This window comes from Pseudomonas sp. BF-RE-25, from assembly GCF_019956105.1.
GTDB lineage: Bacteria > Pseudomonadota > Gammaproteobacteria > Pseudomonadales > Pseudomonadaceae > Aquipseudomonas > Aquipseudomonas migulae.
Genome location: NZ_JAHBDB010000016.1, coordinates 18,942 through 43,343 on the forward strand (window position 1 = coordinate 18,942; position 24,402 = coordinate 43,343).

General features: G+C 60.8%; 20 protein-coding genes. 11 read left to right on the forward strand and 9 right to left on the reverse strand.

Annotated features, from left to right (window positions below):
- Positions 1-117: 117 nt before the first annotated feature.
- The 7 genes from KGB24_RS09110 to bioB form a co-directional block, all read right to left on the reverse strand.
- Positions 118-1,923 (reverse strand): phenylacyl-CoA dehydrogenase, encoded by a 1,806-nt coding sequence (locus KGB24_RS09110; RefSeq protein ID WP_008024212.1) that lies wholly within the window; start codon positions 1,921-1,923, stop codon positions 118-120.
- A gap of 278 nt (positions 1,924-2,201) precedes the next feature.
- The gene (locus tag KGB24_RS09115) at positions 2,202-2,498 is read right to left on the reverse strand and encodes a hypothetical protein (protein WP_008024213.1); all 297 of its coding nucleotides are present in this window, start codon (positions 2,496-2,498) and stop codon (positions 2,202-2,204) included.
- A gap of 120 nt (positions 2,499-2,618) precedes the next feature.
- Positions 2,619-3,299, reverse strand: coding sequence for a dethiobiotin synthase (gene bioD / locus KGB24_RS09120; protein WP_223413649.1), 681 nt, complete (start codon positions 3,297-3,299; stop codon positions 2,619-2,621).
- On the reverse strand, positions 3,296-4,108 hold the full coding sequence (gene bioC, locus KGB24_RS09125; RefSeq protein WP_223413648.1) for a malonyl-ACP O-methyltransferase BioC: 813 nt from the start codon (positions 4,106-4,108) through the stop codon (positions 3,296-3,298). Before bioC ends, bioD begins: the two co-directional genes overlap by 4 nt.
- Positions 4,101-4,832: an alpha/beta fold hydrolase gene (locus tag KGB24_RS09130; protein WP_008035901.1), complete on the reverse strand. Its 732-nt coding sequence runs from the start codon at positions 4,830-4,832 to the stop codon at positions 4,101-4,103. Before KGB24_RS09130 ends, bioC begins: the two co-directional genes overlap by 8 nt.
- Positions 4,825-6,003 carry an 8-amino-7-oxononanoate synthase gene (bioF, locus tag KGB24_RS09135; RefSeq protein ID WP_192416798.1) on the reverse strand — a complete coding sequence of 393 codons (1,179 nt, stop codon included), beginning with the start codon at positions 6,001-6,003 and terminating at the stop codon, positions 4,825-4,827. The genes KGB24_RS09130 and bioF overlap by 8 nt, the downstream gene beginning before the upstream one ends.
- Before the next feature lie 137 nt (positions 6,004-6,140).
- The gene (gene bioB, locus KGB24_RS09140) at positions 6,141-7,196 is read right to left on the reverse strand and encodes a biotin synthase BioB (RefSeq protein ID WP_008024223.1); all 1,056 of its coding nucleotides are present in this window, start codon (positions 7,194-7,196) and stop codon (positions 6,141-6,143) included.
- Between the two features lie 92 nt (positions 7,197-7,288).
- Here bioB and KGB24_RS09145 point away from each other — a divergent pair, with 92 nt between their 5' ends.
- From KGB24_RS09145 to rarD, 5 genes are all read left to right on the forward strand, one after another.
- Complete coding sequence (locus tag KGB24_RS09145; RefSeq protein ID WP_223413647.1) at positions 7,289-8,029, forward strand: ComF family protein; 741 nt, start codon at positions 7,289-7,291, stop codon at positions 8,027-8,029.
- Between the two features lie 178 nt (positions 8,030-8,207).
- Positions 8,208-8,972, forward strand: a complete 765-nt coding sequence (locus KGB24_RS09150; protein ID WP_223413646.1) for a TOBE domain-containing protein — start codon at positions 8,208-8,210, stop codon at positions 8,970-8,972.
- Between the two features lie 58 nt (positions 8,973-9,030).
- Positions 9,031-10,950: a PhoX family protein gene (locus KGB24_RS09155; protein WP_223413645.1), complete on the forward strand. Its 1,920-nt coding sequence runs from the start codon at positions 9,031-9,033 to the stop codon at positions 10,948-10,950.
- Between the two features lie 64 nt (positions 10,951-11,014).
- Positions 11,015-11,989: a serine/threonine protein kinase gene (locus KGB24_RS09160; protein ID WP_223413644.1), complete on the forward strand. Its 975-nt coding sequence runs from the start codon at positions 11,015-11,017 to the stop codon at positions 11,987-11,989.
- Between the two features lie 151 nt (positions 11,990-12,140).
- A complete protein-coding gene (gene rarD, locus KGB24_RS09165) occupies positions 12,141-13,028 on the forward strand; it encodes an EamA family transporter RarD (RefSeq protein ID WP_223413643.1) in 888 nt (295 codons plus the stop codon).
- A 215-nt stretch (positions 13,029-13,243) separates the two neighbouring features.
- Here the strand turns inward: rarD and KGB24_RS09170 are convergent, their stop codons facing one another.
- Complete coding sequence (locus tag KGB24_RS09170) at positions 13,244-13,762, reverse strand: glycine cleavage system protein R (protein ID WP_192416792.1); 519 nt, start codon at positions 13,760-13,762, stop codon at positions 13,244-13,246.
- 539 nt (positions 13,763-14,301) lie between these two features.
- Between KGB24_RS09170 and KGB24_RS09180 the strand changes: the two genes are divergently transcribed.
- The gene (locus KGB24_RS09180) at positions 14,302-16,479 is read left to right on the forward strand and encodes a malate synthase G (protein WP_223413642.1); all 2,178 of its coding nucleotides are present in this window, start codon (positions 14,302-14,304) and stop codon (positions 16,477-16,479) included.
- Positions 16,480-16,674: 195 nt separating this feature from the next.
- On the opposite strand, the gene KGB24_RS09185 is transcribed toward KGB24_RS09180, so the two are convergent.
- Positions 16,675-17,121, reverse strand: coding sequence for a response regulator (locus tag KGB24_RS09185; RefSeq protein WP_223413641.1), 447 nt, complete (start codon positions 17,119-17,121; stop codon positions 16,675-16,677).
- 253 nt (positions 17,122-17,374) lie between these two features.
- On the opposite strand from KGB24_RS09185, the gene KGB24_RS09190 reads away from it, so the two are divergent.
- From KGB24_RS09190 to KGB24_RS09210, 5 genes are all read left to right on the forward strand, one after another.
- Positions 17,375-19,315 carry a putative nucleotidyltransferase substrate binding domain-containing protein gene (locus KGB24_RS09190; protein ID WP_008045144.1) on the forward strand — a complete coding sequence of 647 codons (1,941 nt, stop codon included), beginning with the start codon at positions 17,375-17,377 and terminating at the stop codon, positions 19,313-19,315.
- Positions 19,312-20,019, forward strand: coding sequence for a PolC-type DNA polymerase III (locus tag KGB24_RS09195; protein ID WP_223413640.1), 708 nt, complete (start codon positions 19,312-19,314; stop codon positions 20,017-20,019). The genes KGB24_RS09190 and KGB24_RS09195 overlap by 4 nt, the downstream gene beginning before the upstream one ends.
- Positions 20,020-20,255: 236 nt before the next feature.
- Complete coding sequence (locus KGB24_RS09200) at positions 20,256-20,774, forward strand: RNA polymerase sigma factor (RefSeq protein ID WP_032829214.1); 519 nt, start codon at positions 20,256-20,258, stop codon at positions 20,772-20,774.
- Positions 20,771-21,742: a FecR domain-containing protein gene (locus tag KGB24_RS09205; RefSeq protein ID WP_223413639.1), complete on the forward strand. Its 972-nt coding sequence runs from the start codon at positions 20,771-20,773 to the stop codon at positions 21,740-21,742. The genes KGB24_RS09200 and KGB24_RS09205 overlap by 4 nt, the downstream gene beginning before the upstream one ends.
- Positions 21,743-21,979: 237 nt before the next feature.
- The gene (locus tag KGB24_RS09210; protein ID WP_223413638.1) at positions 21,980-24,388 is read left to right on the forward strand and encodes a TonB-dependent siderophore receptor; all 2,409 of its coding nucleotides are present in this window, start codon (positions 21,980-21,982) and stop codon (positions 24,386-24,388) included.
- The last annotated feature ends 14 nt before the right edge of the window (positions 24,389-24,402 follow it).

The window sequence follows — 24,402 nt, forward strand, 5'->3', positions numbered from 1 at the left end:
GTCGTCATAAAAGACGGGAGAACTGCCCTCGACCGTGTTTTTTTCACCAAAGTCGAGTTGAAAAAAAACCGCCACTCCCGAAGGAGCAGCGGTTTTTTCAGAAGGCTGCGTTAAGGCTTAGTAGCCCAGTGCGAAGTCTTCTTCTTTCATGTCCATCAGGTTGTTGGCGCCCGACAGCATGGTTGCAACGTGAGTGCGGGTACGCGGCAGGATGCGCTGGAAGTAGAAGCGCGCAGTCTGCAGCTTGGCGGTGTAGAACGCTGTTTCGGTGGTGCCGGCTGCCAGTTTCTCGGCCGCCAGACGTGCCATGTCAGCCCAGAAGTAGGCCAGGCAGGCGTAACCGGAGTACATCAGGTAGTCCACGGAGGCCGCGCCGACTTCTTCGCGATCTTTCATGGCCGCCATACCGACCTTCATGGTCAGCTCGCCCCATTCTTTGTTGATTGCAGCCAGCGGTGCGACGAATTCCTGAACGGCTTCGTTGCCTTCGTTGGTCTGGCAGAACTTGTGGACGATCTTGGTGAAGCCTTTCAGAGCTTCGCCTTGAGTCATCAACACTTTGCGGCCCAGCAGGTCGAGTGCCTGGATGCCGGTGGTGCCTTCGTACAGCATCGAAATGCGGCTGTCGCGAACGTTCTGCTCCATGCCCCACTCGGCGATGAAGCCGTGGCCGCCGTAGATTTGCACGCCGTGGTTGGCGGATTCGAAACCGACTTCAGTCATGAAGGCTTTGGCGATTGGCGTCATGAACGCCAGCAGTGCGTCGGCTTTCTTCTTCTCTTCTTCGTCCACGCCGTACTTGACGATGTCGACTTGCTTGGCGGTGAAGTAAACCATTGCGCGGTTGCCTTCGGCGAACGCTTTCATGGTCAACAGCATGCGACGGACGTCAGGGTGCACGATGATCGGGTCGGCGGCTTTTTCCGGCGCTTTCGGGCCAGTCAGGGAGCGCATTTGCAGACGATCGCGAGCGTATTTCAGGCCGCCCTGGAAACCGATTTCGGCGTGGGCCAGGCCTTGCAGCGCGGTACCCAGACGTGCGGTGTTCATGAAGGTGAACATGCAGTTCAGGCCTTTGTTCGCAGGGCCGATCAGGAAACCGGTGGCCGCGTCGAAGTTCATCACGCAGGTGGCGTTGCCGTGGATGCCCATCTTGTGTTCCAGGGAACCACAGGACACGGCGTTGCGCGCACCGATCGAACCGTCTTCGTTCGGCATGAATTTCGGAACGATGAACAGCGAGATGCCTTTGGTGCCAGCCGGTGCATCCGGCAGGCGAGCCAGCACGATGTGGACGATGTTGTCGGCCATGTCGTGTTCACCGGCCGAGATGAAGATCTTGGTGCCGGAGACTTTGTAGGAACCGTCGGCCTGAGGTTCGGCCTTGGTGCGCAGCATGCCCAGGTCGGTGCCGCAGTGCGGTTCGGTCAGGCACATGGTGCCAGTCCATTCGCCGGACACCAGTTTGGTCAGGTAGGCGTGTTGCTGCTCCGGCGTGCCGTGCTCGGAAATGGTGTTCATCGCGCCGTGCGACAGGCCCGGGTACATGCCCCACGACCAGTTGGCTTCGCCAACCATTTCGCTGACTGCCAGACCCAGAGACTCCGGCAGGCCCTGGCCGCCGTGCTCTACGTCGTGGGCCAGGCTTGGCCAGCCGCCTTCAACGAATTGCTTGTAGGCTTCTTTGAAGCCGGTCGGGGTTTTAACGCCGGACTCGCTCCAGGTGCAGCCTTCGGTGTCACCCACGCGGTTCAGCGGAGCCAGTACCTGCTCACAAAACTTGGCGCCTTCTTCGAGAATGGCGTCAACCATGTCCGGAGTTGCGTCCGAGCAAGCCGGAAGGCTCTGATAGTGCGCTTCGTAGCCGAGCAGTTCGTCACGAACGAAGCGAATATCACGCAAGGGGGCCTTGTAGTCAGGCATAGCGATAAACCTCTGCTGATGTAACCGGGAATGAACGACCGCGTTGATTTGTTGTGACGGTCAAACAGTTGTTTGAAACATACGTTTACGCCCAAATCTTGTCAAGCGCCGATCTTTGGCCGTTCGTCTTCACACCCCGCGCTAAGCCGCACACGCGACAACGCAACGCCGTTGACTGAGCAACACGTCCTGCAGAAAAGTTTAGTTGGGAGAGAAGGACTTACACACAAAAACGCCGCGAAGGGTCGCGGCGTTGGCAGAGCGGTTTCAGCAGATGATCAAGCGAATGTATCGATCAGCGTACCGAGCATTTCATCGGAAGCTTTGGCAACTTTGACACCGGCCTCGACCTGAAACTTGCCCTGAGCCATCTCGACCATGTTGCTGGCGAGGTCCGATTGCTGGCTGCGATCAACCGAGCGCAGGCGATTGACCTGAGCATCGGAGGACTGACTGGTCACCGAACGCTCGACCGAATTGTTGGCAATCTGGCCGGAGGCTTGATCCACACGGTTCTGCCCTGTCTGAATAGTGCTCAGACCAGCATAAAAAGCGGTACTTCCTGAGATTTCCATGGGAGAACTCGTCCTACAAAGGATCAACAGCGGCCATTGAACCAGACCCGCCTGCAAAAGGCCCGACAAAAACACTAATGGCACAGTGCCTTGTCATAGGTAAAACCAGTGCTTGAAACCTCAGTCCAGCAAATCCAGCTGAAGGTGTTCCGCCACCGCCTCGGCGGTCACCAACTTGAGTTTCGGCACGCGCCCCAGGCACGGCGCGGGGATCCGCTCGGCCAGCGTGGCCAGGTTTTCTTCAAGGCGCGCAGTCTTGGCATCGATGATATTGGCCACCCAACCCGCCAGTTGCAAACCGTCCCGGGCAATCGCCTCGGCCGTCAGCAGCGCATGGTTGATGCAGCCCAGCCGTACGCCGACCACCAGAATCACCGGCAGATCCAGCGCCATGGCCAGGTCCGACAGGTTGTCCTGATCCGCCAGCGGCACGCGCCAACCACCAGCGCCTTCAATGAGGGTGAAATCTGCCTGCATCTCCAGAATCTGCTGCATTGGCGTCAGCAACGATTGCACCGTCAACGCGACGCCGGCCTCGCGTGCTGCCAGATGCGGAGCGATGGCCGGTTCGAAGGCCACCGGATTGACCTGTGCATACGTCAACGGCACCGAACATTCCGCCAGCAGCGCCAGCGCATCGGCGTTGCGCAAGCCCTTGGGCGTCACGTCGCAACCGGAGGCCACCGGTTTTCCCGCCGCCGTACTCAGGCCGGCCAACCGCGCAGCATGCAGCAAACCCGCAGCCACGGTGGTCTTGCCGACATCGGTGTCAGTCCCTGTGATGAAATACGCTGCGCTCATAAGGGTTTCTCCAAAACGGCGTACACCACTTGATAAGTCGCCGGCAGGCCTTGGGCCTGACGAAACTGCTCATACGCCTCGACCAGGCCGAGGATCCGCGCCCTGCCGGTCAAACCACCCGGCCGACCGGGGTTCAGATTGTGCGCGCCCAGCGCCTTGAGTTCATGAGTCAGGCTGCGCACATCCGGGTAATGCAGCACGTGAGGACGGGTTTGCAGACTCGCGACCTTCAAACCGCTGGCCGCACACAGGTGTTGATAAACCCCGAACTCGCGGAAGCGGTTGACGTGCACCATGCCATCCACCTGACGCCAACTGTCTCGCAGCTCAAACAGTGTGCCCACGCACAGACTAGCAAACGCAAACATTCCGCCGGGTTTCAGCACGCGATGGGCTTCACTGAGCACCGACGCAAAGTCTGCGCACCATTGCACCGCCAGGCTGGAGAAAATCAAATCACAGGTCGAATCCTGCAATGGCAACCGCTCTGCATCCCCGGCGATGAAGTGCGTGGCCCCGCCCAATGGGCGCGCGTGATTGAGCATGCCTTCGGCGATGTCCAGCGCCACGCCGTGACCGCCAGGAAAACGCTCACCCAGCACACGACTGAAATGCCCGGTGCCACAGCCCAGGTCCAGCCAGCGACCAGGCACGAAATCTTCCGGCAAACGGCTCAACAACTGGCTGCCGACGTCACGCTGCAATTCGGCCACGCTGTCGTAGCTGGCCGCCGCGCGGGAAAAGGACGCCGCCACCTGGCGTTTGTCCGGCAGGCCGCCGGGCAGGCTGGGAAGGGATAAATCAGTCATCACCGGACTCATGCAAAAAGGCCTGGATCGCCCCCGCCACACCGTGAGGGTCTTCCAGAAGAAACGCGTGGCTGGCCTGTTCAATCAGACCGATTTCGACATCCGGCAGCAACGCCAGCAAGTCCCCCGCCGCTTCGGCCGGAACCAGTCCGTCGAGGCCGGCGAACAGGTGCAACTGCGGACCGCGGAACGCCTGCAACGCCTGACGGGTATCCAGTTGTGCCAGCAACTCCAGGCCGCTCATCAACACCGCAGCAGAGGCGTTTGGCGCACCACCGAGCAGCAGACGCGAAAGCCCGCGCGGGTCTTCGGCGCCTTGCGCGCACAGCAGCGAAAAGCGTTTCAAGGTCATGCGCGGATCGGCATTGCAGCCTGCCAGAAACGCATCAAACGTCTCGCCGGGCATCGCGCTCGGCCACTGTTCATGGGCAACAAAAGAAGGATTGCTCGCCAAGGTCAGCAAGCCGCAGCAACGATCACCGCGTCGCGCCGCCAACTCGGAGGCAAGCATGCCGCCGAGCGACCAGCCGCCAAGCCACGCATCCTGAGGCACGGCCGAGTCGAGTTCGTCGAGCCACTCTTCAAGGTCGCTGGACTCCAGATCCGGCAACGGCTCGATCTCGACGCGCAGGTGTTCGTCCAGCCCCTGCAACGCAGCCGCCAAGGGTTCCAGCGGAGAAATCCCGAGGCCCCAGCCGGGCAGCAGAATCAGGCGATTACGCATGGCTTGGCTCCGGTCCCAGTTGTTGAAAACAATCGGCCAGTCCATTTAACAATAGCTGCACCTGCGCCTCACTGTGGGCAGCGGTCAGGGTTACCCGCAGCCGGGCGCTGCCGGCGGGCACGGTCGGCGGACGAATCGCCGTGACCATCAAGCCGCGTTCGCGCAGCATCTGCGACAGTCGCACCGCACGCCCGGCGTCGCCGATCATGATCGGTTGAATGGGCGTGAAGCTGTCCATCAACTCCAGGCCGATCTGCTCGGCGCCGTGGCGGAACTGACGGATCAGCGTTTTCAGATGCTCACGCCGCCAGTGTTCGCTGCGCAGCAACTCCAGGCTTTTCAGCGTCGCACAGGCCAGGGCTGGCGGTTGGCTGGTGGTGTAAATGTAGGGACGGGCGAACTGGATCAGGCTCTCGATCAGCTCTTCGCTGCCGGCGACGAACGCGCCCGCCGTCCCGAACGCCTTGCCGAGGGTGCCGACCAGCACAGGCACGTCTTCCTGGCTCAGGCCGAAATGCTCAACGATCCCGCCGCCATTGGCACCCAGCGGACCAAAACCGTGCGCGTCATCCACCATCAGCCACGCGCCTTTGGCCTTGGCTTCTCGGGCCAGCGCTGGCAGGTCGGCGATATCGCCGTCCATGCTGAACACACCGTCGGTGACCACCAGCGTATTGCCGGTGGCTTTCTCGAGACGATTGGCCAGGCTCGCTGCATCGTTATGCAGATAACGATTGAAACGCGCGCCGGACAACAAACCGGCATCGAGCAACGAGGCGTGATTGAGGCGATCTTCGAGCACCGTATCGCCCTGCCCGACCAACGCGGTGACCGCACCGAGGTTGGCCATGTAGCCGGTGGTGAACAGCAACGCGCGCGGGCGGCCGGTCAAGTCAGCCAGCGCTTCTTCCAGCTCGTGATGTGGCGTGCTGTGGCCGATGACCAAATGCGAAGCGCCGCCGCCGACGCCCCATCGAGACGCCCCGGCGCGCCAGGCCTCGATCACTTGCGGATGATTGGCCAGGCCCAGGTAATCGTTGTTACAGAACGCCAGCAACGGCTGGCCATCGACCACCACTTCCGGGCCCTGGGGGCTTTCGAGCAAGGGGCGTTGGCGATAGAGATTTTCGGCACGACGGGCAGCAAGGCGTGCGGCGAGATCGAAAGACATGCAGGCCTCGCAAGTAAGGAAAACATACATAACCTGTAGGAGCGAGGCTTGCCCGCGAAGGGAACGCCGCGGCCTGACTGAGCGACCGCAGTGACTCTTTCGCGGGCAAGCCTCGCTCCTACAGGGTTTCGCGTTGGTTAGACGGCGGCGTTATAGAACTGCTCGCTGCTCTTCTGCTCCACCAGCGCCTGCTCGATGGCGGCCTGATGCACCTCGTCGGCGTGCTCTTCGCGCGCTTCCGGCAGGATGCCCAGTCGCGAGAACAGTTGCATGTCCTTGTCGGCCTGCGGGTTGGCGGTGGTCAGCAGTTTGTCGCCGTAGAAAATCGAGTTCGCGCCGGCAAAGAACGCCAGAGCCTGCATCTGTTCATTCATCGCTTCACGGCCGGCGGACAGGCGCACGTGGGACTTCGGCATCAGGATGCGCGCCACGGCGAGCATGCGGATGAAGTCGAACGGATCGATGTCTTCGGCGTTTTCCAGCGGCGTACCGGCGACTTTCACCAGCATGTTGATCGGCACCGATTCCGGATGCTCCGGCAGGTTGGCCAGCTGGATCAGCAGGTTGGCGCGGTCATCGAGGGACTCGCCCATGCCGAGGATGCCGCCGGAGCAGATCTTCATCCCCGAATCACGCACGTAAGCCAGGGTTTGCAGGCGCTCGCTGTAGGTGCGGGTGGTGATGATGCTGGTGTAGAAATCCGGCGAAGTGTCGAGGTTGTGGTTGTAGTAATCGAGGCCGGCCTTGGCCAGCGCTTCGGTCTGCTCCTGGTCCAGACGACCGAGGGTCATGCAGGTTTCCAGGCCCATGGCCTTCACGCCTTCGACCATCTTCAGCACATACGGCATGTCTTTGGCCGACGGGTGTTTCCACGCCGCGCCCATGCAGAAACGGGTCGAACCGATGGCTTTGGCGCGAGCGGCCTCTTCGAGGACCTTCTGCACTTCCATCAGTTTTTCTTTTTCCAGGCCGGTGTTGTAGTGACCGGACTGCGGACAATATTTGCAATCTTCCGGGCAGGCGCCGGTCTTGATCGAGAGCAGCGTGGAAACCTGGACGCGGTTGGCGTCGAAATGCGCGCGGTGCACGGTCTGCGCCTGAAACAGCAGGTCATTGAATGGCTGAACGAAGAGTGCTTTGACTTCGGCCAAAGACCAGTCATGACGCAGGGTTGCAGAGGTGCTGGCGCTCATGGGCGTTTCCTTTGTTTTATGCTGGGCAAGCGGTCGGGGGACGGAATACCCACAGACGCGACACGGATGTTCGGCATATTTAAGGAAGAGCGATGCGCTGTCAACCACGATACGAAGGACCGGTTTACATCTGGTTAAAAAACAACCAAACTTGTTTGCTCTGCGACGAGACGGCCGAAGAAGCCACGCCGATCTGCATGGCCTGCGAAACCGAGCTGCCCTGGCTCGGCGATCACTGCCAGACCTGCGCCCTGCCATTACCTGCGGCGGGCCTGACGTGCGGCCAGTGCTTGCAGCAACCGCCGCCTTTCGAGCAAGTCATTGCCCCGTGGACCTATGGTTTTCCGGTCGACAGCTTGATCACCCGATTCAAGCACAGCGCGAAGTGGCCGTATGGTCGCCTGCTCGCCGAACTTCTTGCTCAATCCCTGCAACATCGCTTCGATGAAGGGTTGGAACGGCCAGATGCGTTGGTCCCCGTTCCGCTCGCCGCTAAACGTCTGCGCCAACGGGGCTTCAACCAGGCTGCGATGCTGGCCCGCTGGTTGAGCGCCAGCCTGGATATCCCCTGTGACGAACAGCTGCTCAAGCGGATTCAGGACACCTGCGCGCAACAGGAGCTGAAGGCCGATGCGCGCAGGAAGAACCTGCGTAACGCCTTCGCGCTGATGCCCGGAGCACTGATCAAGGGCCGTCACCTGGCGCTGGTTGACGACGTACTGACCACCGGCGCCACGGCCCAGGCATTGGCTCGTCTATTAATGGATGTGGGCGCAGCGCGAGTCGACGTCTACTGCCTGGCCCGAACACCCAAACCCGGCGACACAGCCTGACTGTAGGAGCGAGCTTGCTCGCGATGGACGTTAACGATAATGCGCGCTTTCTGAATGAACGCGTCGTTCTCAAGTCCATCGCGAGCAAGCTCGCTCCTACAGGAATCGTGGCTGACTTGACTCCCGGGCTTCCAGCCGCCAACGTCCTCACCATCATCACCCGCCAAAGCGTCTCGCCATGTCCTTGCCTACGTTGTTGTCCCAGCACATTGTCCGTCGCCCGCAGCGCATCGCCTTGCTGCAACACATCGCCGAACAGGGCTCGATCACTCGCGCCGCGAAAAGCGCGGGCCTGAGTTACAAAGCTGCATGGGATGCCATCGACGAGCTGAACAACCTCGCGCAGAAACCGCTGGTGGAGCGCAGCGTCGGCGGCAAGGGCGGCGGTGGCGCCAAGCTGTCCAGCGAAGGCGAACGCGTATTGCGTTTGTATCAAAAGCTGCAAACGTTGCAGGCGCAGGTGTTGGAGGCCGCCGAAGACGCCAGCGACCTCAACCTCCTCGGCCGTCTGATGCTCAGAACCAGCGCGCGCAATCAACTGCACGGCAAAGTCGTGGAAATCGAAGCTCAGGGACGCAACGACCTGATCCGCCTGGAACTGGCTGAAGGCTTGATCCTCGTGGCGCAGATCACTCACGACAGCACCCTGCGCCTGGAGCTGCAAATCGGCACCGAAGTCGTCGCCTTGATCAAGGCCGGCTGGCTCGACCTGTTGGGTATCGATGACGAGGCAACGCCCGGACACAATTGCCTGGCCGGCACCCTTGAAGAAATCCTCGACGCCGAAGACGGCCCGAGTGAAGTGCGCATCGGCCTGCCCAATGGCCAGACGCTGTGCGCGCTGGCCGAACCGCTGCACTTGCGAACCCACGGTCTGGCCACCGGCAAAGCGCTGCGGGTGCAATTTTCCCCCTCCAATGTGCTGCTCGGTACACCGCTCTGAAACACAAGCGTCATTAACGCGCTTTAAGGTGACTGCAAAAACCAGCAGGGAGCCTGATGTGAGCCTATTAGAAGACAACCAATCCACCGACCTCGAGCAAATGGTCGGCCTCAGCCGTCGTGGTTTCATCAGCGCGGGCGCCCTGTGCGGTGCCGCGATGTTCCTCGGCGGCAACCTGCTGAGCCGCAGCGTGCTGGCGGCCAGTGTCAGCGCAGGCACCAGCAAACTGTTGGGTTTTGACAGCATCCCCGCCGCCACCAGCGACGCAATCACCCTGCCACCGGGCTACAAGTCTTCGGTGCTGATCAGCTGGGGCCAGCCGCTGCAAAAGAACGGTCCGGCATTCGATCCAAGCGGCAACGGCAGCGCCGAGCAACAGGAAGTCCAGTTCGGCGACAACAACGACGGCATGAGCCTGTTCGAATTTCCGGGCGAGAAAGACCGGGCGCTGATGGCGATCAACAACGAATACACCAACTACCGCTACCTCTACCCGCACGGCGGCATGCCGCAATCGGCCGAAGAAGTGCGCAAGGCGCTGGCCTGCGAAGGCGTGTCGGTGATCGAGGTGCAGCGCAAGAACGGCCAATGGCAATTCGTTCAGGGCTCGCGCTACAACCGCCGCATTCACGGCAACGCACCGATCAGCCTCAGCGGCCCGGCTGCCGGCCACGCGCTGGTGAAAACCAGCGCCGACCCGCACGGCAAGAACGTGCTCGGCACCTTCCAGAACTGCGCCAACGGCAAGACGCCGTGGGGCACCTACCTGACCTGTGAAGAGAACTTCACCGATTGCTTCGGCAGCAGCAATGCCGAGCAGAAATTCGACCCGGCGCAAAAACGCTACGGTGCGGTGGCGACCAGTAAAGAGATCAACTGGCATCAACACGACGAGCGCTTTGACCTGGCGAAGAACCCCAACGAACTCAACCGTCATGGCTGGGTGGTGGAAATCGACCCGTTCGATCCGACATCGACACCGGTCAAGCGCACCGCGCTGGGCCGTTTCAAACATGAAAACGCGGCCCTGGCCGAAACCCATGACGGCCACGCCGTGGTGTACATGGGCGACGACGAACGCGGCGAGTTCATCTACAAGTTCGTCAGCCGCGACAAGATCAACCACAAGAACCCGAAAGCCAACCGCGACCTGCTGGACCACGGCACCTTGTACGTGGCGCGTTTCGACGCGGGCGACGGCAATGCCGATCACCCGAAAGGCCAGGGCGAGTGGATCGAATTGACCCACGGTAAAAACGGCATCGACGCCAGCAGCGGTTTTGCCGATCAGGCCGAAGTGCTGATTCATGCGCGCCTCGCCGCCACGCTGGTGAAAGCCACGCGCATGGACCGTCCGGAATGGATCGTCGTCAGCCCCAAGGACGGCCAGGTTTATTGCACGCTGACCAACAACGCCAAGCGCGGTGAAGACGGTCAACCGGTGGGCGGGCCGAACCCGCGCGAGAAGAACGTCTACGGGCAGATTCTGCGCTGGCGCACCGACCGTGATGATCACGGTTCGAAAAGCTTTGCCTGGGATCTGTTTGTGGTCGCCGGCAATCCGGGTGTCCACGCCGGCACGCCGAAGGGCGGTTCGTCGAACATCACGCCGCAGAACATGTTCAACAGCCCGGACGGCTTGGGTTTCGACAAGGCTGGGCGTTTGTGGATCCTGACCGATGGCGATTCGAGCAACGCCGGTGATTTTGCCGGCATGGGCAACAATCAGATGCTCTGTGCCGACCCGGTGACCGGTGAGATCCGACGCTTCATGGTCGGGCCGGTGGGTTGCGAGGTGACGGGGATCAGCTTCTCGCCGGACCAGAAGACGCTGTTTGTCGGGATTCAGCATCCGGGGGAAAACGGTGGCTCGACGTTCCCTGAGCACCTGCCGAACGGCAAGCCGCGGTCTTCGGTGATGGCGATTTCCCGCGAAGACGTCAGCCCTGACAACACTCATCTCAACCCCAACCACTAAAGACAGCCCGTCTGCGCTACCATGCTTGGCCGGACGCGGCAGCCTGCTGCGCGCAGGAGTCAGCATGGCCCACCCGTTTGCAACCCTCACCCCAGACCTCGTGCTCGATGCCGTCGAAAGCATCGGCTTTCTCAGCGACGCGCGCGTTCTGGCGCTCAACAGCTACGAGAACCGCGTCTATCAGGTCGGCATCGAAGACTCCGAGCCGCTGATCGCCAAGTTCTACCGCCCGCAGCGCTGGACCAACGAAGCGATTCTCGAAGAACACCAGTTCACCTTCGAACTCGCCGAGTGCGACGTGCCGGTGGTGGCGCCAATGATTCACAACGGTGCCAGCCTGCACGAACACAACGGTTTCCGTTTCACCCTGTTCCCCCGCCGTGGTGGCCGCGCACCGGAGCCAGGCAATCTCGATCAGCTGTATCGGCTGGGCCAACTGCTCGGTCGCCTGCACGCCGTCGGCTCGACCAAACCGTTCGAACACCGTGAAGCCCTAGGCGTGAAGAACTTCGGTCATGCCTCGCTGACAACCTTGCTCGAAGGCAATTTCATCCCCAAAAGCCTGCTGCCGGCCTACGAGTCTGTCGCCCGCGACCTGCTCAAACGTGTGGAAGACGTCTACAACGCCACGCCGCACCAGAACATCCGCATGCACGGCGATTGCCACCCCGGCAACATGATGTGCCGCGACGAGATGTTCCACATCGTCGACCTGGACGACTGCCGCATGGGCCCGGCGGTGCAGGACATCTGGATGATGCTCGCCGGTGACCGTCAGGAATGTCTGGGGCAGTTGTCGGAACTGATGGACGGCTACAACGAGTTTCACGATTTCGACCCACGGGAATTGGCGCTGATCGAACCGCTGCGCGCGCTGCGCCTGATGCATTACAGCGCGTGGCTGGCGCGCCGCTGGGATGACCCGGCGTTCCCGCACAGTTTTCCGTGGTTCGGGACGGAGCGGTATTGGGGTGATCAGGTGTTGGCGTTGCGCGAGCAACTCGCCGCCCTCAACGAAGAACCCCTGAAACTGTTCTAACCCTTGTAGGAGCCGGCTTGCCGGCGATGAACGATGACGCGGTCTCCCTGACATACCGCGTAATCTTCATCGCCAGCAAGCTGGCTCCTACAAAAGATGTGACATGTCTATACAATCCTCTCTTTGTTAGCTGCCTAAGCAAGGATTCTGCATGCAAGCCGCCAACCCCCGTCGCGGGTACATCCTGGGCCTGAGTGCCTACATCATCTGGGGCCTGTTCCCGATCTACTTTAAAGCCATCGCCAACGTGCCCGCCGTGGAGATCATCATCCATCGCGTGCTCTGGTCGGCGCTGTTCGGCGCGTTGCTGCTGATGGTGTGGAAGCATCCGGGCTGGTGGCGCGAGTTGCGTGACAACCCGAAACGGCTGGCGATCCTGGCCTTGAGCGGCACGCTGATCGCGGCCAACTGGCTGACGTACGTCTGGTCGGTGAATAACGGGCGCATGCTTGAAGCCAGTCTCGGTTACTACATCAACCCGCTAGTGAACGTGTTGCTGGGGATGTTGATCCTCGGCGAACGGTTGCGGCGCATGCAGTGGATTGCCGTGGGACTGGCGGCGGTCGGCGTCGCGCAACAGGTGTGGCAAGTCGGCAGTCTGCCGTGGGTGTCGCTGGTGCTGGCGTTGACGTTCGGCTTCTACGGATTGATCCGCAAGCAGGCGCCGGTCAAGGCGCTACCGGGCCTGGTGGTGGAAACCTGGATGCTGGTGCCGATTGCCATCGCCTGGCTGCTCTTCAATCAGACGGCCGTCAGCGCCCAGCCCGAGTTCTGGACCACGTCCGAAGCCTGGTGGCTGGTCGCTGCGGGTCCGGTAACGCTGGTGCCGCTGGTGTGTTTCAACGCCGCCGCACGGCATTTGCCCTACACGACACTCGGATTTCTCCAGTACCTGGCGCCGACATTGGTGCTGTTGCAAGCCGTGCTGCTGTTTGGCGAGCATCTGTCGTCCAGCACACTGGTTGCCTTCATCTTTATCTGGGCAGGCCTGGCGGTTTACAGCGTCGATGCGTGGATAAGTCTGCGCCGCCGCAGCTGATCAAAAATCGTACAAACCTCTGCAGGCCACGCCTCTCGTGGCCTGCATCGATCCTTCCCAAGGTTATCCACAGCGTGATCCCCGGCGTTTGTGCGCAACTTGTTGAAACTGATGGTTTTTTGATCAGATCTTGAAGAAGCCCGGCCGGCGTGGGCTGGCGGGCTGTCTCTACAGGTTATCCACAGGCAGGTGCACGTATAACTTGGATAACCCTGTCAGGGGTCGCTGCGCAATACCAACTCCACCATCAAATCGTCCGCCAGGGTTTCCAGGCGCGACTGCAACACGTCCAGTGACAAGGTCAGCGGCACCGCCAGAATCGCTTCGGCGTGGAACAACGGCTCGCTGCTCATAGGCGCCGGACGCACCTCCGTCACCAGCCGCTCCAGGTTGACCCCTTGCTCACTCAACAGACGCGTGATGTCGCGCACGATCCCCGGACGATCATTGCCGACCAATTCCATGGCAATCGGTTTCCAGGTGCAGGATTGTTCGATGCCGCTTTCGGCGATCAGCACGCGAATGCCATGGGTGGACAACGCCTGTAAGGCATCGACCAATTCGTCGTAGGCCTCGGCCGGCACGCCCACCCGAAGAATCCCGGCAAACTGCCCGGCCATGCGTGACATGCGGCTTTCCAGCCAGTTGCCGCCGTGCTCGGCAATGCACTGGGCGATGCGCTCGACCTGCCCAGGCTTGTCCGGTGCGAAAACAGTGAGTACGAGGTGGTCCATGGCGCAGCCCTCTTTTGTTGTAGAAAGAGAAGTATAGGCAAGGGATGTTGCTGCGCTGAGTCGGCCGACGCCTTCGCGGGCAAGCCTCGCTCCTACAAGACCTGCGCCATCCCTGTAGGAGCGAGGCTTGCCCGCGAATGGATCACCACCGATGAACCTGCAAAAAAACAAATCGTGTACAACTTCTTATATTTAACTGGAACAATCTCATACTTTTTTGAGAACATCCCTATCCCCGACGTGACTGCAATGCGTCACGGGGTCGCAGAACGACGTAATTAGTCTAATTTTCACAACCGCAATTCATCATGTAGTATGCCGCAGCGCGCACTACATAACGTTGGATCGATGTCTGCCACAGGCGCGGTCGCAGCCCTGAAAGCCCTATCAGCAAGGCCTCAACGCCGTTGATCGGTTCCATCCCAGCCGCCCGAAATGGCATGTACTGGTGGAAGGGGTTTGTGGTTTAAATAGCCAGAGGCTTCATTGTTAATTTGAAGAGCTGAAAAGCGAAATAGCTGAGCAGAGTGAGGCAAGCAATGACTGAACACGTTCAAGTCGGTGGCCTGCAGGTCGCCAAAGTCCTGTTCGACTTCGTGAACAACGAAGCCATTCCCGGAACCGGCCTCACCGCCGATAAATTCTGGGCCGGTGCCGACAAGGTCATTCACGACCTGGCGCCGAAGAACAAAGCCCTACTCGCCAAACGCGATGATTTCCAGGCTCGTATCGACGGCTGGCACCAATCCCGTGCCGGTCAGGCGCACGACGCCTTGGCTTATAAGGCCTTCTTGCAAGACATCGGTTATCTGCTGCCAGAAGCGGCCGATTTCCAGGCAACGACGCAAAACGTCGATGACGAAATCGCCCGCATGGCCGGCCCGCAGCTCGTGGTGCCGGTGATGAATGCGCGTTTCGCGCTCAATGCTTCGAACGCCCGCTGGGGTTCGCTGTATGACGCGCTCTATGGCACCGACGCCATCAGCGAAGCTGACGGCGCGGAAAAAGGCAAAGGCTACAACAAGGTTCGCGGCGACAAGGTGATTGCCTTCGCCCGTGCCTTCCTCGACGAAGCGGCGCCATTGGCTGCCGGCTCGCACGTCGACTCCATCGGCTACAAGATCGTCGGCGGCAAACTGGTGGTCGCCCTCAAAGGCGGCAGCAACAGCGGCCTGCGCAATGACGTTCAGTTGATCGGTTTCCACGGCGATGCCGCTGCACCGACCGCGATCCTGCTGAAAAACAACGGCCTGCATTTCGAAATCCAGGTCGATGCCAGCACCCCGGTCGGCCAGACCGACGCTGCCGGCGTCAAAGACATCCTGATGGAAGCCGCACTCACCACCATCATGGACTGCGAAGACTCCGTCGCCGCTGTCGATGCCGATGACAAAGTGGTGATCTACCGCAACTGGCTCGGCCTGATGAAGGGCGACCTGTCGGAAGAAGTCTCCAAGGGCGGCAAGACCTTTACCCGCACCATGAACGCCGACCGCACCTACACCGGCGTTGATGGCAAGGAACTGAGCCTGCACGGTCGTTCGTTGTTGTTCGTGCGCAACGTCGGTCACCTGATGACCATCGACGCGATCCTCGATAAAGACGGCAACGAAGTGCCGGAAGGCATTCTCGACGGCCTGGTGACCTGCCTGGCGGCGATCCACAGCCTCAACGGCAACAGCTCGCGCAAGAACAGCCGCACCGGTTCGGTCTACATCGTGAAGCCGAAGATGCACGGTCCGGAAGAAGCTGCGTTCACCAACGAGCTGTTCGGTCGCATCGAAGACGTGCTCGGCCTGCCGCGCAACACCCTGAAAGTCGGGATCATGGACGAGGAGCGCCGCACCACGGTCAACCTCAAGGCCTGCATCAAGGCCGCCAGCGAGCGCGTGGTGTTCATCAACACCGGTTTCCTCGACCGTACGGGCGATGAAATCCACACCTCCATGGAAGCCGGCCCGATGGTGCGCAAGGCCGACATGAAGGCCGAGAAGTGGATCGGCGCCTACGAGAACTGGAACGTCGATATCGGTTTGAGCACCGGCCTGCAAGGTCGCGCACAGATCGGTAAAGGCATGTGGGCGATGCCCGACCTGATGGCGGCGATGCTTGAACAGAAAATCGCTCACCCATTGGCCGGCGCCAACACTGCTTGGGTGCCATCGCCAACGGCTGCCGCGCTGCACGCGCTGCACTACCACAAGGTCGACGTGTTCGCCCGTCAGGCCGAACTGGCCAAACGTGCACGCGCTTCGGTGGATGACATCCTGACCATCCCGCTGGCGGTAAACCCGCAGTGGACCGCGGAACAGATCAAGAACGAACTGGACAACAACGCCCAGGGCATTCTCGGTTACGTGGTGCGCTGGATCGACCAGGGTGTTGGCTGCTCGAAAGTGCCGGACATCAATGACATCGGCCTGATGGAAGACCGTGCCACGCTGCGTATCTCCAGCCAGCACATCGCCAACTGGTTGCGTCATGGCATCGTCACCGAAGCGCAAGTGATGGAAAGCCTCAAGCGCATGGCGCCGGTGGTTGACCGTCAGAACGCCAATGACGCGCTGTACCGTCCGCTGGCACCGAACTTCGACAGCAACATCGCCTTCCAGGCGGCGGTCGAACTGGTGGTTGAAGGCACCAAACAGCCGAACGGCTACACGGAGCCGGTTCTGCACCGTCGTCGTCGCGAGTTCAAGGCTGCCAATGGCCTGTAACCGAGCGTTGATGCCGTGACAAAAAAAGGCCCTGATCTTCGGATCAGGGCCTTTTTTGTTTGCAAATGCTATCCCCTGTAGGAGCCGGCTTGCCGGCGATGGGGCCGTGACATTCAACATCTACGTTGACTGTTACACCGCGATCGCCGGCAAGCCGGCTCCTACAGGGGAATGTGCAGGACCGACAGGTTTTGGTTAAGGCTCCAACCCCAACTCATGCTTGACCAGCTTTAGCAGTTTCGCGCTATCAATAGGCTTGAGCAAAAAATCCACCACGCTCAAATGCATGGCGGCAATCGCGTCCTTCACGTCGGCATCGCCGGAAACGATGATGATCGGCATCGCCGCGCGGACCGATTCGCGCACCTGGCGGATCAAATCCAGGCCATCCATATGGCCCATCCGCAGATCAGTAATCACCAGGCCTATCGATGGTTTCTCCGCCAGCATCTTGAGCGCGGTTTCACCGCTGGCTGCGGTCATGCAACGAATACCATCCAGACCAAGAATCTCCGACAACAGTTCGCGCGCATCTTTATCGTCATCGACGATCAGCACCCGTTGCGGCGGCAAGTCGGGTTCCAGCATGACGGCACTCAGCGCCTCGCGCTCGGCGTCACTCAAAATATCGTGGTCGGACATGGTTTTCTCTAAGTTTCCAATATCATTCCCTAGCACAGTGGTGAGACATCGCTAAGCGGGCCGTCAATGTGCACTTCGTCGGATTTATTTCCTATAGGGGGAAGGATAGGTTCTTCCCAAGATTGTGTAAGGCATTTCCGAAATTTCATCGCCGCAAGGCCCGACCTAGACTTACGTCCAATGGGCACCCTGCGCGCAGGGGCCGACCATGACTGAGTCACCCGACAACAACAATTCATAAAAGACTGCGGTAATGGTTATGAGTAAAGCGGACGCCTTCACACAGGCAGGGAAAACCGCGGTATTGCAGAACATCCAGGGCACTTTGCAATTCCTTCAGCGCTTCCCGCCCTTCAATCAAATGGAACACGCTCACCTGGCGTACCTGGTTGAACAATGTCAGCTACGTTTTTATGCCCCCGGCGAGAGCATCATCAAGCCCGCCGATGGCCCGGTTGAGCATTTCTACGTCGTCAAACAGGGCCGGGTCGTGGGTGAACGTCCCCACACGGCCAAGGGCGGCACGGAAACCACCTTCGAAATCACCACCGGCGAATGTTTCCCCCTCGCCGCGCTGCTGGGTGAGCGTGCGACACGCACCGAACACCTGGCCGCCGAAGACACCTTTTGCCTACAGCTGAACAAGCTGGCGTTCATCAAACTGTTCGCACTTTCCAACGCGTTTCGCGACTTTGCCCTACGCGGCGTGAGCAGTTTGCTGGACCAGGTCAACCAGCAAGTCCAGCAAAAAGCCGTGGAAACCCTCGGCACCCAATACTCGCTGAATACCCGTCTGGGCGAATTGGCCATGCGTCACCCGGTGACGTGCAGCCCGACCACGCCGCTGCGGGAAGCGGTCACCCTGATGCACGAGCAACAGGTCGGCAGCATTGTGGTGGTCGATGAACACAAGGCGCCGCTGGGCATTTTCACCCTGCGCGACTTGCGCCATGTTGTGGCCGAAGGCATCAACGACTTCAACGAAGCCATCGAACGGCACATGACCCAGGCGCCGTTTTTCCTGACGCCGGACCACAGCGCCTTTGATGCCGCGATTGCCATGACCGAGCGGCACATCGCCCACGTCTGCCTGGTCAAGGACCAGCGTCTGTGCGGCGTGGTCTCGGAGCGCGACCTGTTTTCCCTGCAACGGGTCGACCTCGTGCATCTGGCGCGAACCATCCGCAGCGCCCAGCGCGTGGAAAACCTGGTGGCGCTGCGCGGCGAGATCGGTCAATTGGTCGAGCGCATGCTGGCCCACGGTGCGTCCTCGACCCAGATCACCCACATCATCACCCTGCTCAACGATCACACCGTGTGCCGGGTGATCGAACTGACCCTCGCCGAGAAAGGCGACCCGGGCGTGCCGTTCAGTTGGTTGTGTTTCGGCAGCGAAGGCCGCCGCGAGCAGACGCTGCATACCGACCAGGACAACGGCATTCTGTTCGAAGCACGGGACGCCGCGCACGCCGCAGAGATTCGTGGCAAGTTGCTGCCCATCGCTCAGCAGATCAACCAGAGCCTGGCGCTCTGCGGTTTCACCCTGTGCAAAGGCAACATCATGGCCGGCAACCCCGAGCTGTGTTTGTCCCGAGCCGAATGGGCGCGGCGTTTTGCGGCGTTCATTCGCGAGGCGACACCGGAAAACCTGCTGGGTTCGAGCATCTATTTCGACCTGCGCGTGGTCTGGGGCGACGAGCAAAGCTGCGAGCAGTTGCGTCGGGGGATTCTCGATCAGGTTGCCGACAACCGATTGTTCCAGCGAATGATGGCCGAGAACGCCCTGCGCAACCGTCCACCCGTAGGGCGTTTCCGCGAGTTTGTGCTGGCGCGCAAAAATGGCGAGAAAGCCACGCTGGACCTGAAAGTCCAGGGCCTGACCCCCTTTGTCGACGGCGCCCGACTGTTGGCCTTGGCCCACGGCATCGAGGCGAACAATACGCTGGAGCGCTTTCGCCAGTTGGTCGATAAAGAAGTCATTGATCGACAGGACGGTGCGGCGTACGAAGAGGCGTATCACTTCATCCAGCAAACCCGCATGCAGCAACATCAGCTACAGACCCGGGAGAATTTGCCCTACTCCAACCGGGTCGATCCCGACAGCCTCAATCATCTGGACCGACGCATCCTGCGTGAATCCCTGCGCCAGGCCCAACGCCTGCAAAGCAGCCTGACCCTGCGGTATCAGCTATGAGCCTGTTTTCATGGCTGCGCCCGGCAGGGCCGATGCTGTCCGGGGACTTGCAGCAACGTCTGCAACGTTTGCCGGCGCGGGCCGAGCTCAGAGAATGCAGCCTGCGCGAGCAGCGCTGGGTGGTGCTGGATCTGGAAACCACGGGGTTGAACCTGAACAAGGATCGGGTGCTGTCCATTGGGGCGGTGGTGATTGAGGACGGGGCGATCGACTTCAGTCAGCAGTTCGAACGCACCCTGCAATGCGCGGACATGAAAGTGGCGCCGAGCATGTTGATTCACGGTTTGGGCCCGAGCGCGATTGCCGCCGGCAGCGATCCGGCGCAGGCGTTGGTCGAGTTCATGGAGTTCGTGGGCGACAGCCCGGTGCTGGCGTTTCATGCGCCGTTTGATCAGCACATGCTCGGTCGCGCACTGAAAGATCATCTGGGCTACAAATTGCAGCATCCGTTTCTGGATGTGGCGGATATCGCCCCCCTGCTCTGCCCCCAGGCGCACATTCGCGAGGCGGGGCTGGATGAGTGGATCGACTGGTTCAAGCTCGAGGTGTTCGAGCGCCACAACGCCAGTGCCGATGCGCTGGCGACCGCCGAGCTGGCGCTGATCCTGTTCAGCCGCGCGCGGCAGCAGCAGATTCATAGCCCGTTGAATCTGCAACAGCGGTTGAGTCAGTGGAAGCGCAGGCAGCGGGCGCCTTCGTTCTGAATTCGCGGCGTCTGATCTGGCGCCTTCGCGGGCAAGCCTCGCTCCTACAGGGTTTACGTTGTTCGTGAGCAACGCACCATCCTGTAGGAGCGAGGCTTGCCCGCGAAGAACGATGACACGGTCCAACTGCCCCCCACCAAAACCACCTGACCAGTGGCCAATTGCTTACCTCCCCCGCCTCTGCCACAATCGCGAACAATTCTCGTTAGTTAACACTTCCCAATCGGTGATGCTGCGTGTCGTCAGTCCAAAGCCCCCACAGTGAGCTCGTCGGTGCGTTATATCGCGACCATCGCAGTTGGCTATTGGCCTGGCTTCGACGCAATGTCGCCTGCCCGCAACGGGCCGAAGACCTGAGTCAGGACACCTTCGTGCGTTTGCTGGGCCGTGATCAACTGAACGAACCTCGCGAACCACGGGCGTTTCTGGTGGCGATTGCCAAGGGCCTGCTGTTCGACTATTTCCGCCGCGCTGCGCTGGAACAGGCCTACCTCACCGAGCTGATGCTGATCCCCGAAGGCGAACAACCGTCGGTGGAAGAACAGCAGATGATCCTCGAGGACCTGAAAAACATCGACCGCCTGCTCGGCAAGCTGTCGAGCAAGGCGCGGGCGGCGTTTCTCTACAACCGTCTGGACGGCCTTGGTCACGCGGAAATCGCCCAGCGTCTGGGCGTGTCGGTGCCGCGGGTGCGTCAGTACCTGGCGCAGGGCATTCGTCAGTGCTACATCGCGCTGTACGGTGAGCCGGTGTGAACCCGGTCAGTTCCAAACCCGTCTCGGCACAGGTGCTGGACGCGGCGATTGCCTGGCAATTGTCGCTGGATTCCGGCACTCCGGTGGAGCGCGAAGAGTTTGCCAAATGGCACGCCGCCCACGAAGAGCACGCCCGCGCCTGGCGCCAGTTGGGCATGCTCGACCAGCGTTTCAGCGTGGCCAGCGGCCCGGCCCGCACTGCGTTGCTGCAATCGCGCGAAAGCATTCGCCGACGGGTGCGCAAACTCGGCAGCGGCGTGGCCAGCATCGTTGCGGTGCTTGGCCTGGCGCTGTTTGCCGGTGATCGTTATCTGCCGGTCGACTATTGGCTGGCGGATCAGCGCACCGCCACCGGCGAGCAACGCACCCTGCGTCTGAGCGACGGCACGCTGATCAACCTCAACACTCACAGCGCCGTGGATGTGCGCTTTGATGAGAAGCAGCGCCGGGTGATTCTTCAGGAAGGGGAAATCCTCGTCGAAACCGGCCATGGCGACGCCCGGCCGTTTATCGTCGAAACCCGCGAAGGCAGCATGCGCGCGCTGGGCACGCGGTTCCTGGTCAAGCGCGAGGAAGAAGGCACGCGCCTGAGCGTGTTGCAGTCCGCCGTGGCCGCCCACCCCGAGTCGAGCCCTGAAGAACAGATCCTGCACGAAGGCCAGCAAGTGCTGATGCGCAACAATGGCCTGGGGCCGATCATCGCGCTCAACCTCGGTGCCGACGCCTGGACCCGGGGCATGCTGGTGGTGGACAACGCACGGCTGGAAGACCTGGTTCACGAGCTCGGTCGTTATCGGCGTGGGCATCTGGGCGTGGCACCCGAGATCGCCGACCTGCGCATCACCGGCAGTTTCCCGTTGCACGACACCGACCTGGCGCTGAGCGCACTGTTGCCGACGCTGCCGGTGCAGATCGAACAGCACACACCGTGGTGGGTGACGGTGGCGAAGGCTGATGCCAAACCCTGATTTTTTCGGTGTCTGACACGACGCCTTCGCGGGCAAGCCTCGCTCCTACAGGGTTTTGTGTCGAACGGTAATTCTGTGTACGACACAAAACCCTGTAGGAGCGAGGCTTGCCCGCGAAGAGGCCCTCAGCCTCACCACAATTGCTGAATCGAAATTATTTTCATCCAGCCCTATCACTTTTTGATTCTCGTCCGGCACCTAGGCAATTGAGAAGTATTCCCTTTCAGGAGCCGTTGCATGTCCCGTTCGCTAAACACCTTGTTGCGCCCCAGTCTGCTGGCGGTCGCCATTGCCCTTTGCGCCCCTCTGGCCAGTAGCCAACTGATCGCCGCCGAACAAGCGTCCAGCGTTCGTTCCTACAACCTGCCGGCCGCGCCATTGGCCACAACGTTGAACCAGATCGCCAGCCAGTCGGGCCTGGCGCTGTCGCTGAATCCGTCGCTGGCGGCGGGCAAGACGTCGGCACCGGTCAATGGCCAGTTCGACGCGCTTGGCGCCTTGCAGGCGGCTTTGCGTGGCACCGGTCTGCAACTGGAACAGAGCAGCACTGGCACCTACAGCCTGGTGGCCATGCCTGAAGGCGTGGTGGCCCTGCCGGAAACCAGCGTGATCGGCGTAGAAAACACTGAAAACGCCTGGGGCCCGGTAGACGGTTACGTCGCCACTCGCACCGCTGCCGGCACCAAGACCGATACGCCGATTGTCGAAGCACCTCGCTCGATGTCGGTGATCACCCGCGCCCAGATGGAAGATCGCGGCGTACAGAATCTCGATGACGCCGTGCGTTACATGCCAGGCGTGATCGCCAGCAGTTATGGCAGCGACTCCCGCGCCGACTGGCTGCGTGTACGCGGCTTCGAGCCAACCCAGTTCCTCGACGGCCTGCCGTTGCCAAAAGGTTCCTACGCCAATCCGAAGGCTGAAACCTGGAACCTGGAACGCATCACGCTCCTGCGCGGCCCGGCCTCCTCGGTATACGGCCAGACGCCACCGGGCGGCATGCTCGACATGGTCAGCCGCCGTCCCTACGCCATTGCCAGCCACGAGGTGCGAGCCGAAGTCGGCAGCAACAATCGCAAGCAAATCAGCTTCGACAGCACCGGAAAAATCGATGACGAGGGTCAGTTCCTGTACCGCGTCGACGGCGTGGTGCGCGACAGCGGCATGCCGGTCGATCACATTGATGACAAGCGCTACAACCTCGCGCCGAGCCTGACCTGGAACATCGATGACGATACACACCTGACCTTCCTCTCGCAGTTCACCCGCGACGATACCGGGGTCAGTGGTCAGTTCCTGCCTCTGCAAGGCACCAAGCTGGCCTCTCCGGCCGGGGCGAAAATTTCGCACCATAAAAACCTTGGCGATCCGGACTCCGATCACTACGACCGCACCTATTACGCACTGGGTTACGCCTTCGACCATCGCCTGAACGATGTCTGGCAGTTCAAGCAAAACCTGCGTTACACCAAAAGCGATCTGTCGTTCCAGCAAGCCTATGCATCGTTCGGTGACGTCGTGGCGGCGGACGGCACCCTGCGCCGTCTGGTCGATCAGGTCGATGAGGACATCAGCCAGTTCGCCGTGGACAACAACTTCCAGGCCGACTTCCAGACCGGTGCGCTGAGCCATGTCGTGCTGTTGGGCCTGGACCACCAGCGGACCAACACCAATTACAAATGGCTGGAAGGCAACGCACCCGACAGCAATGTGATCAAGCCAATCCGTGGTGCGGACTTCTCCAACGTCGCGTACAGCACCTTTTACGACTACAACCAGAAAACCAACCAGACCGGCCTCTACGCCCAGGACCAGATCTCCCTGGACAAATGGCGCCTGACCCTCGGCGGCCGCGAAGACTGGATTCACAGCTCGACGCAGTTCAATAACCAGGGCGATGCCACCAACACCCAGCGCGACAAGGCTTTCAGCGGCAACGCAGGCCTGAGTTACGTGTTCGACTCCGGGATCACGCCGTACATCTCCTACACCGAGTCGTTCCAGCCTTCGATGGGCGCCGATGCCCGTTCGACCCAGTCGTTCAAACCCACCGAAGGCAAGCAGACCGAAGTCGGCGTCAAGTACCAGCCACCGGGCAGCCGCACCTTGCTGACCGCTGCCGCGTTCGACCTTCGCCAGCAGAACGTGTCGGTGTCGCAGAACAACGTCACCAGCCAGATCGGTGAATTGAAAGTGCGCGGTATCGAGCTGGAAGCCGTCTCCGATGTCACCGACAACCTGAAACTGGTGGGCTCCTACACCTACACCGATACCGAGATCCTCAAGGGCGACGACAAGGGCAACCGGATGAAACTGGTCCCGCGCAATCAGGCCTCCCTGTGGTCCGATTACACGTGGCACACCGGTGTGCTCGACGGTTTTGGCGTGGGCGCTGGCGTGCGTTATGTCGGCGATACCTACGGCAACACGGCCAACACCAACAATGGTCACGTGGGTTCGTACACCGTGTACGACGCCGCCGTGCATTACGACCTGAGCCGCATCAACCCGGTACTGGCAGGCGTTTCGGTTGACGTCACCGCGAAGAACCTGTTCAACAAGGACTATCTGTCGACCTGCGATGGCACCTGGTGCTACTACGGCGACGAGCGCAATGTCGTGGCGGCAGTCAACTACAAGTGGTAATCCGCTGAGCGGAT

Coding starts and splice junctions, on each gene's coding strand:
- KGB24_RS09110 (WP_008024212.1), bottom strand. CDS start 1,923: ATGCCTGACTACAAGGCCCCCTTGCGTGATATTCGCTTCGTTCGTGAC.
- KGB24_RS09115 (WP_008024213.1), bottom strand. CDS start 2,498: ATGGAAATCTCAGGAAGTACCGCTTTTTATGCTGGTCTGAGCACTATT.
- bioD (WP_223413649.1), bottom strand. CDS start 3,299: ATGAGCGCAGCGTATTTCATCACAGGGACTGACACCGATGTCGGCAAG.
- bioC (WP_223413648.1), bottom strand. CDS start 4,108: ATGACTGATTTATCCCTTCCCAGCCTGCCCGGCGGCCTGCCGGACAAA.
- KGB24_RS09130 (WP_008035901.1), bottom strand. CDS start 4,832: ATGCGTAATCGCCTGATTCTGCTGCCCGGCTGGGGCCTCGGGATTTCT.
- bioF (WP_192416798.1), bottom strand. CDS start 6,003: ATGTCTTTCGATCTCGCCGCACGCCTTGCTGCCCGTCGTGCCGAAAAT.
- bioB (WP_008024223.1), bottom strand. CDS start 7,196: ATGAGCGCCAGCACCTCTGCAACCCTGCGTCATGACTGGTCTTTGGCC.
- KGB24_RS09145 (WP_223413647.1), top strand. CDS start 7,289: ATGCGCTGTCAACCACGATACGAAGGACCGGTTTACATCTGGTTAAAA.
- KGB24_RS09150 (WP_223413646.1), top strand. CDS start 8,208: ATGTCCTTGCCTACGTTGTTGTCCCAGCACATTGTCCGTCGCCCGCAG.
- KGB24_RS09160 (WP_223413644.1), top strand. CDS start 11,015: ATGGCCCACCCGTTTGCAACCCTCACCCCAGACCTCGTGCTCGATGCC.
- rarD (WP_223413643.1), top strand. CDS start 12,141: ATGCAAGCCGCCAACCCCCGTCGCGGGTACATCCTGGGCCTGAGTGCC.
- KGB24_RS09170 (WP_192416792.1), bottom strand. CDS start 13,762: ATGGACCACCTCGTACTCACTGTTTTCGCACCGGACAAGCCTGGGCAG.
- KGB24_RS09180 (WP_223413642.1), top strand. CDS start 14,302: ATGACTGAACACGTTCAAGTCGGTGGCCTGCAGGTCGCCAAAGTCCTG.
- KGB24_RS09185 (WP_223413641.1), bottom strand. CDS start 17,121: ATGTCCGACCACGATATTTTGAGTGACGCCGAGCGCGAGGCGCTGAGT.
- KGB24_RS09190 (WP_008045144.1), top strand. CDS start 17,375: ATGGTTATGAGTAAAGCGGACGCCTTCACACAGGCAGGGAAAACCGCG.
- KGB24_RS09195 (WP_223413640.1), top strand. CDS start 19,312: ATGAGCCTGTTTTCATGGCTGCGCCCGGCAGGGCCGATGCTGTCCGGG.
- KGB24_RS09210 (WP_223413638.1), top strand. CDS start 21,980: ATGTCCCGTTCGCTAAACACCTTGTTGCGCCCCAGTCTGCTGGCGGTC.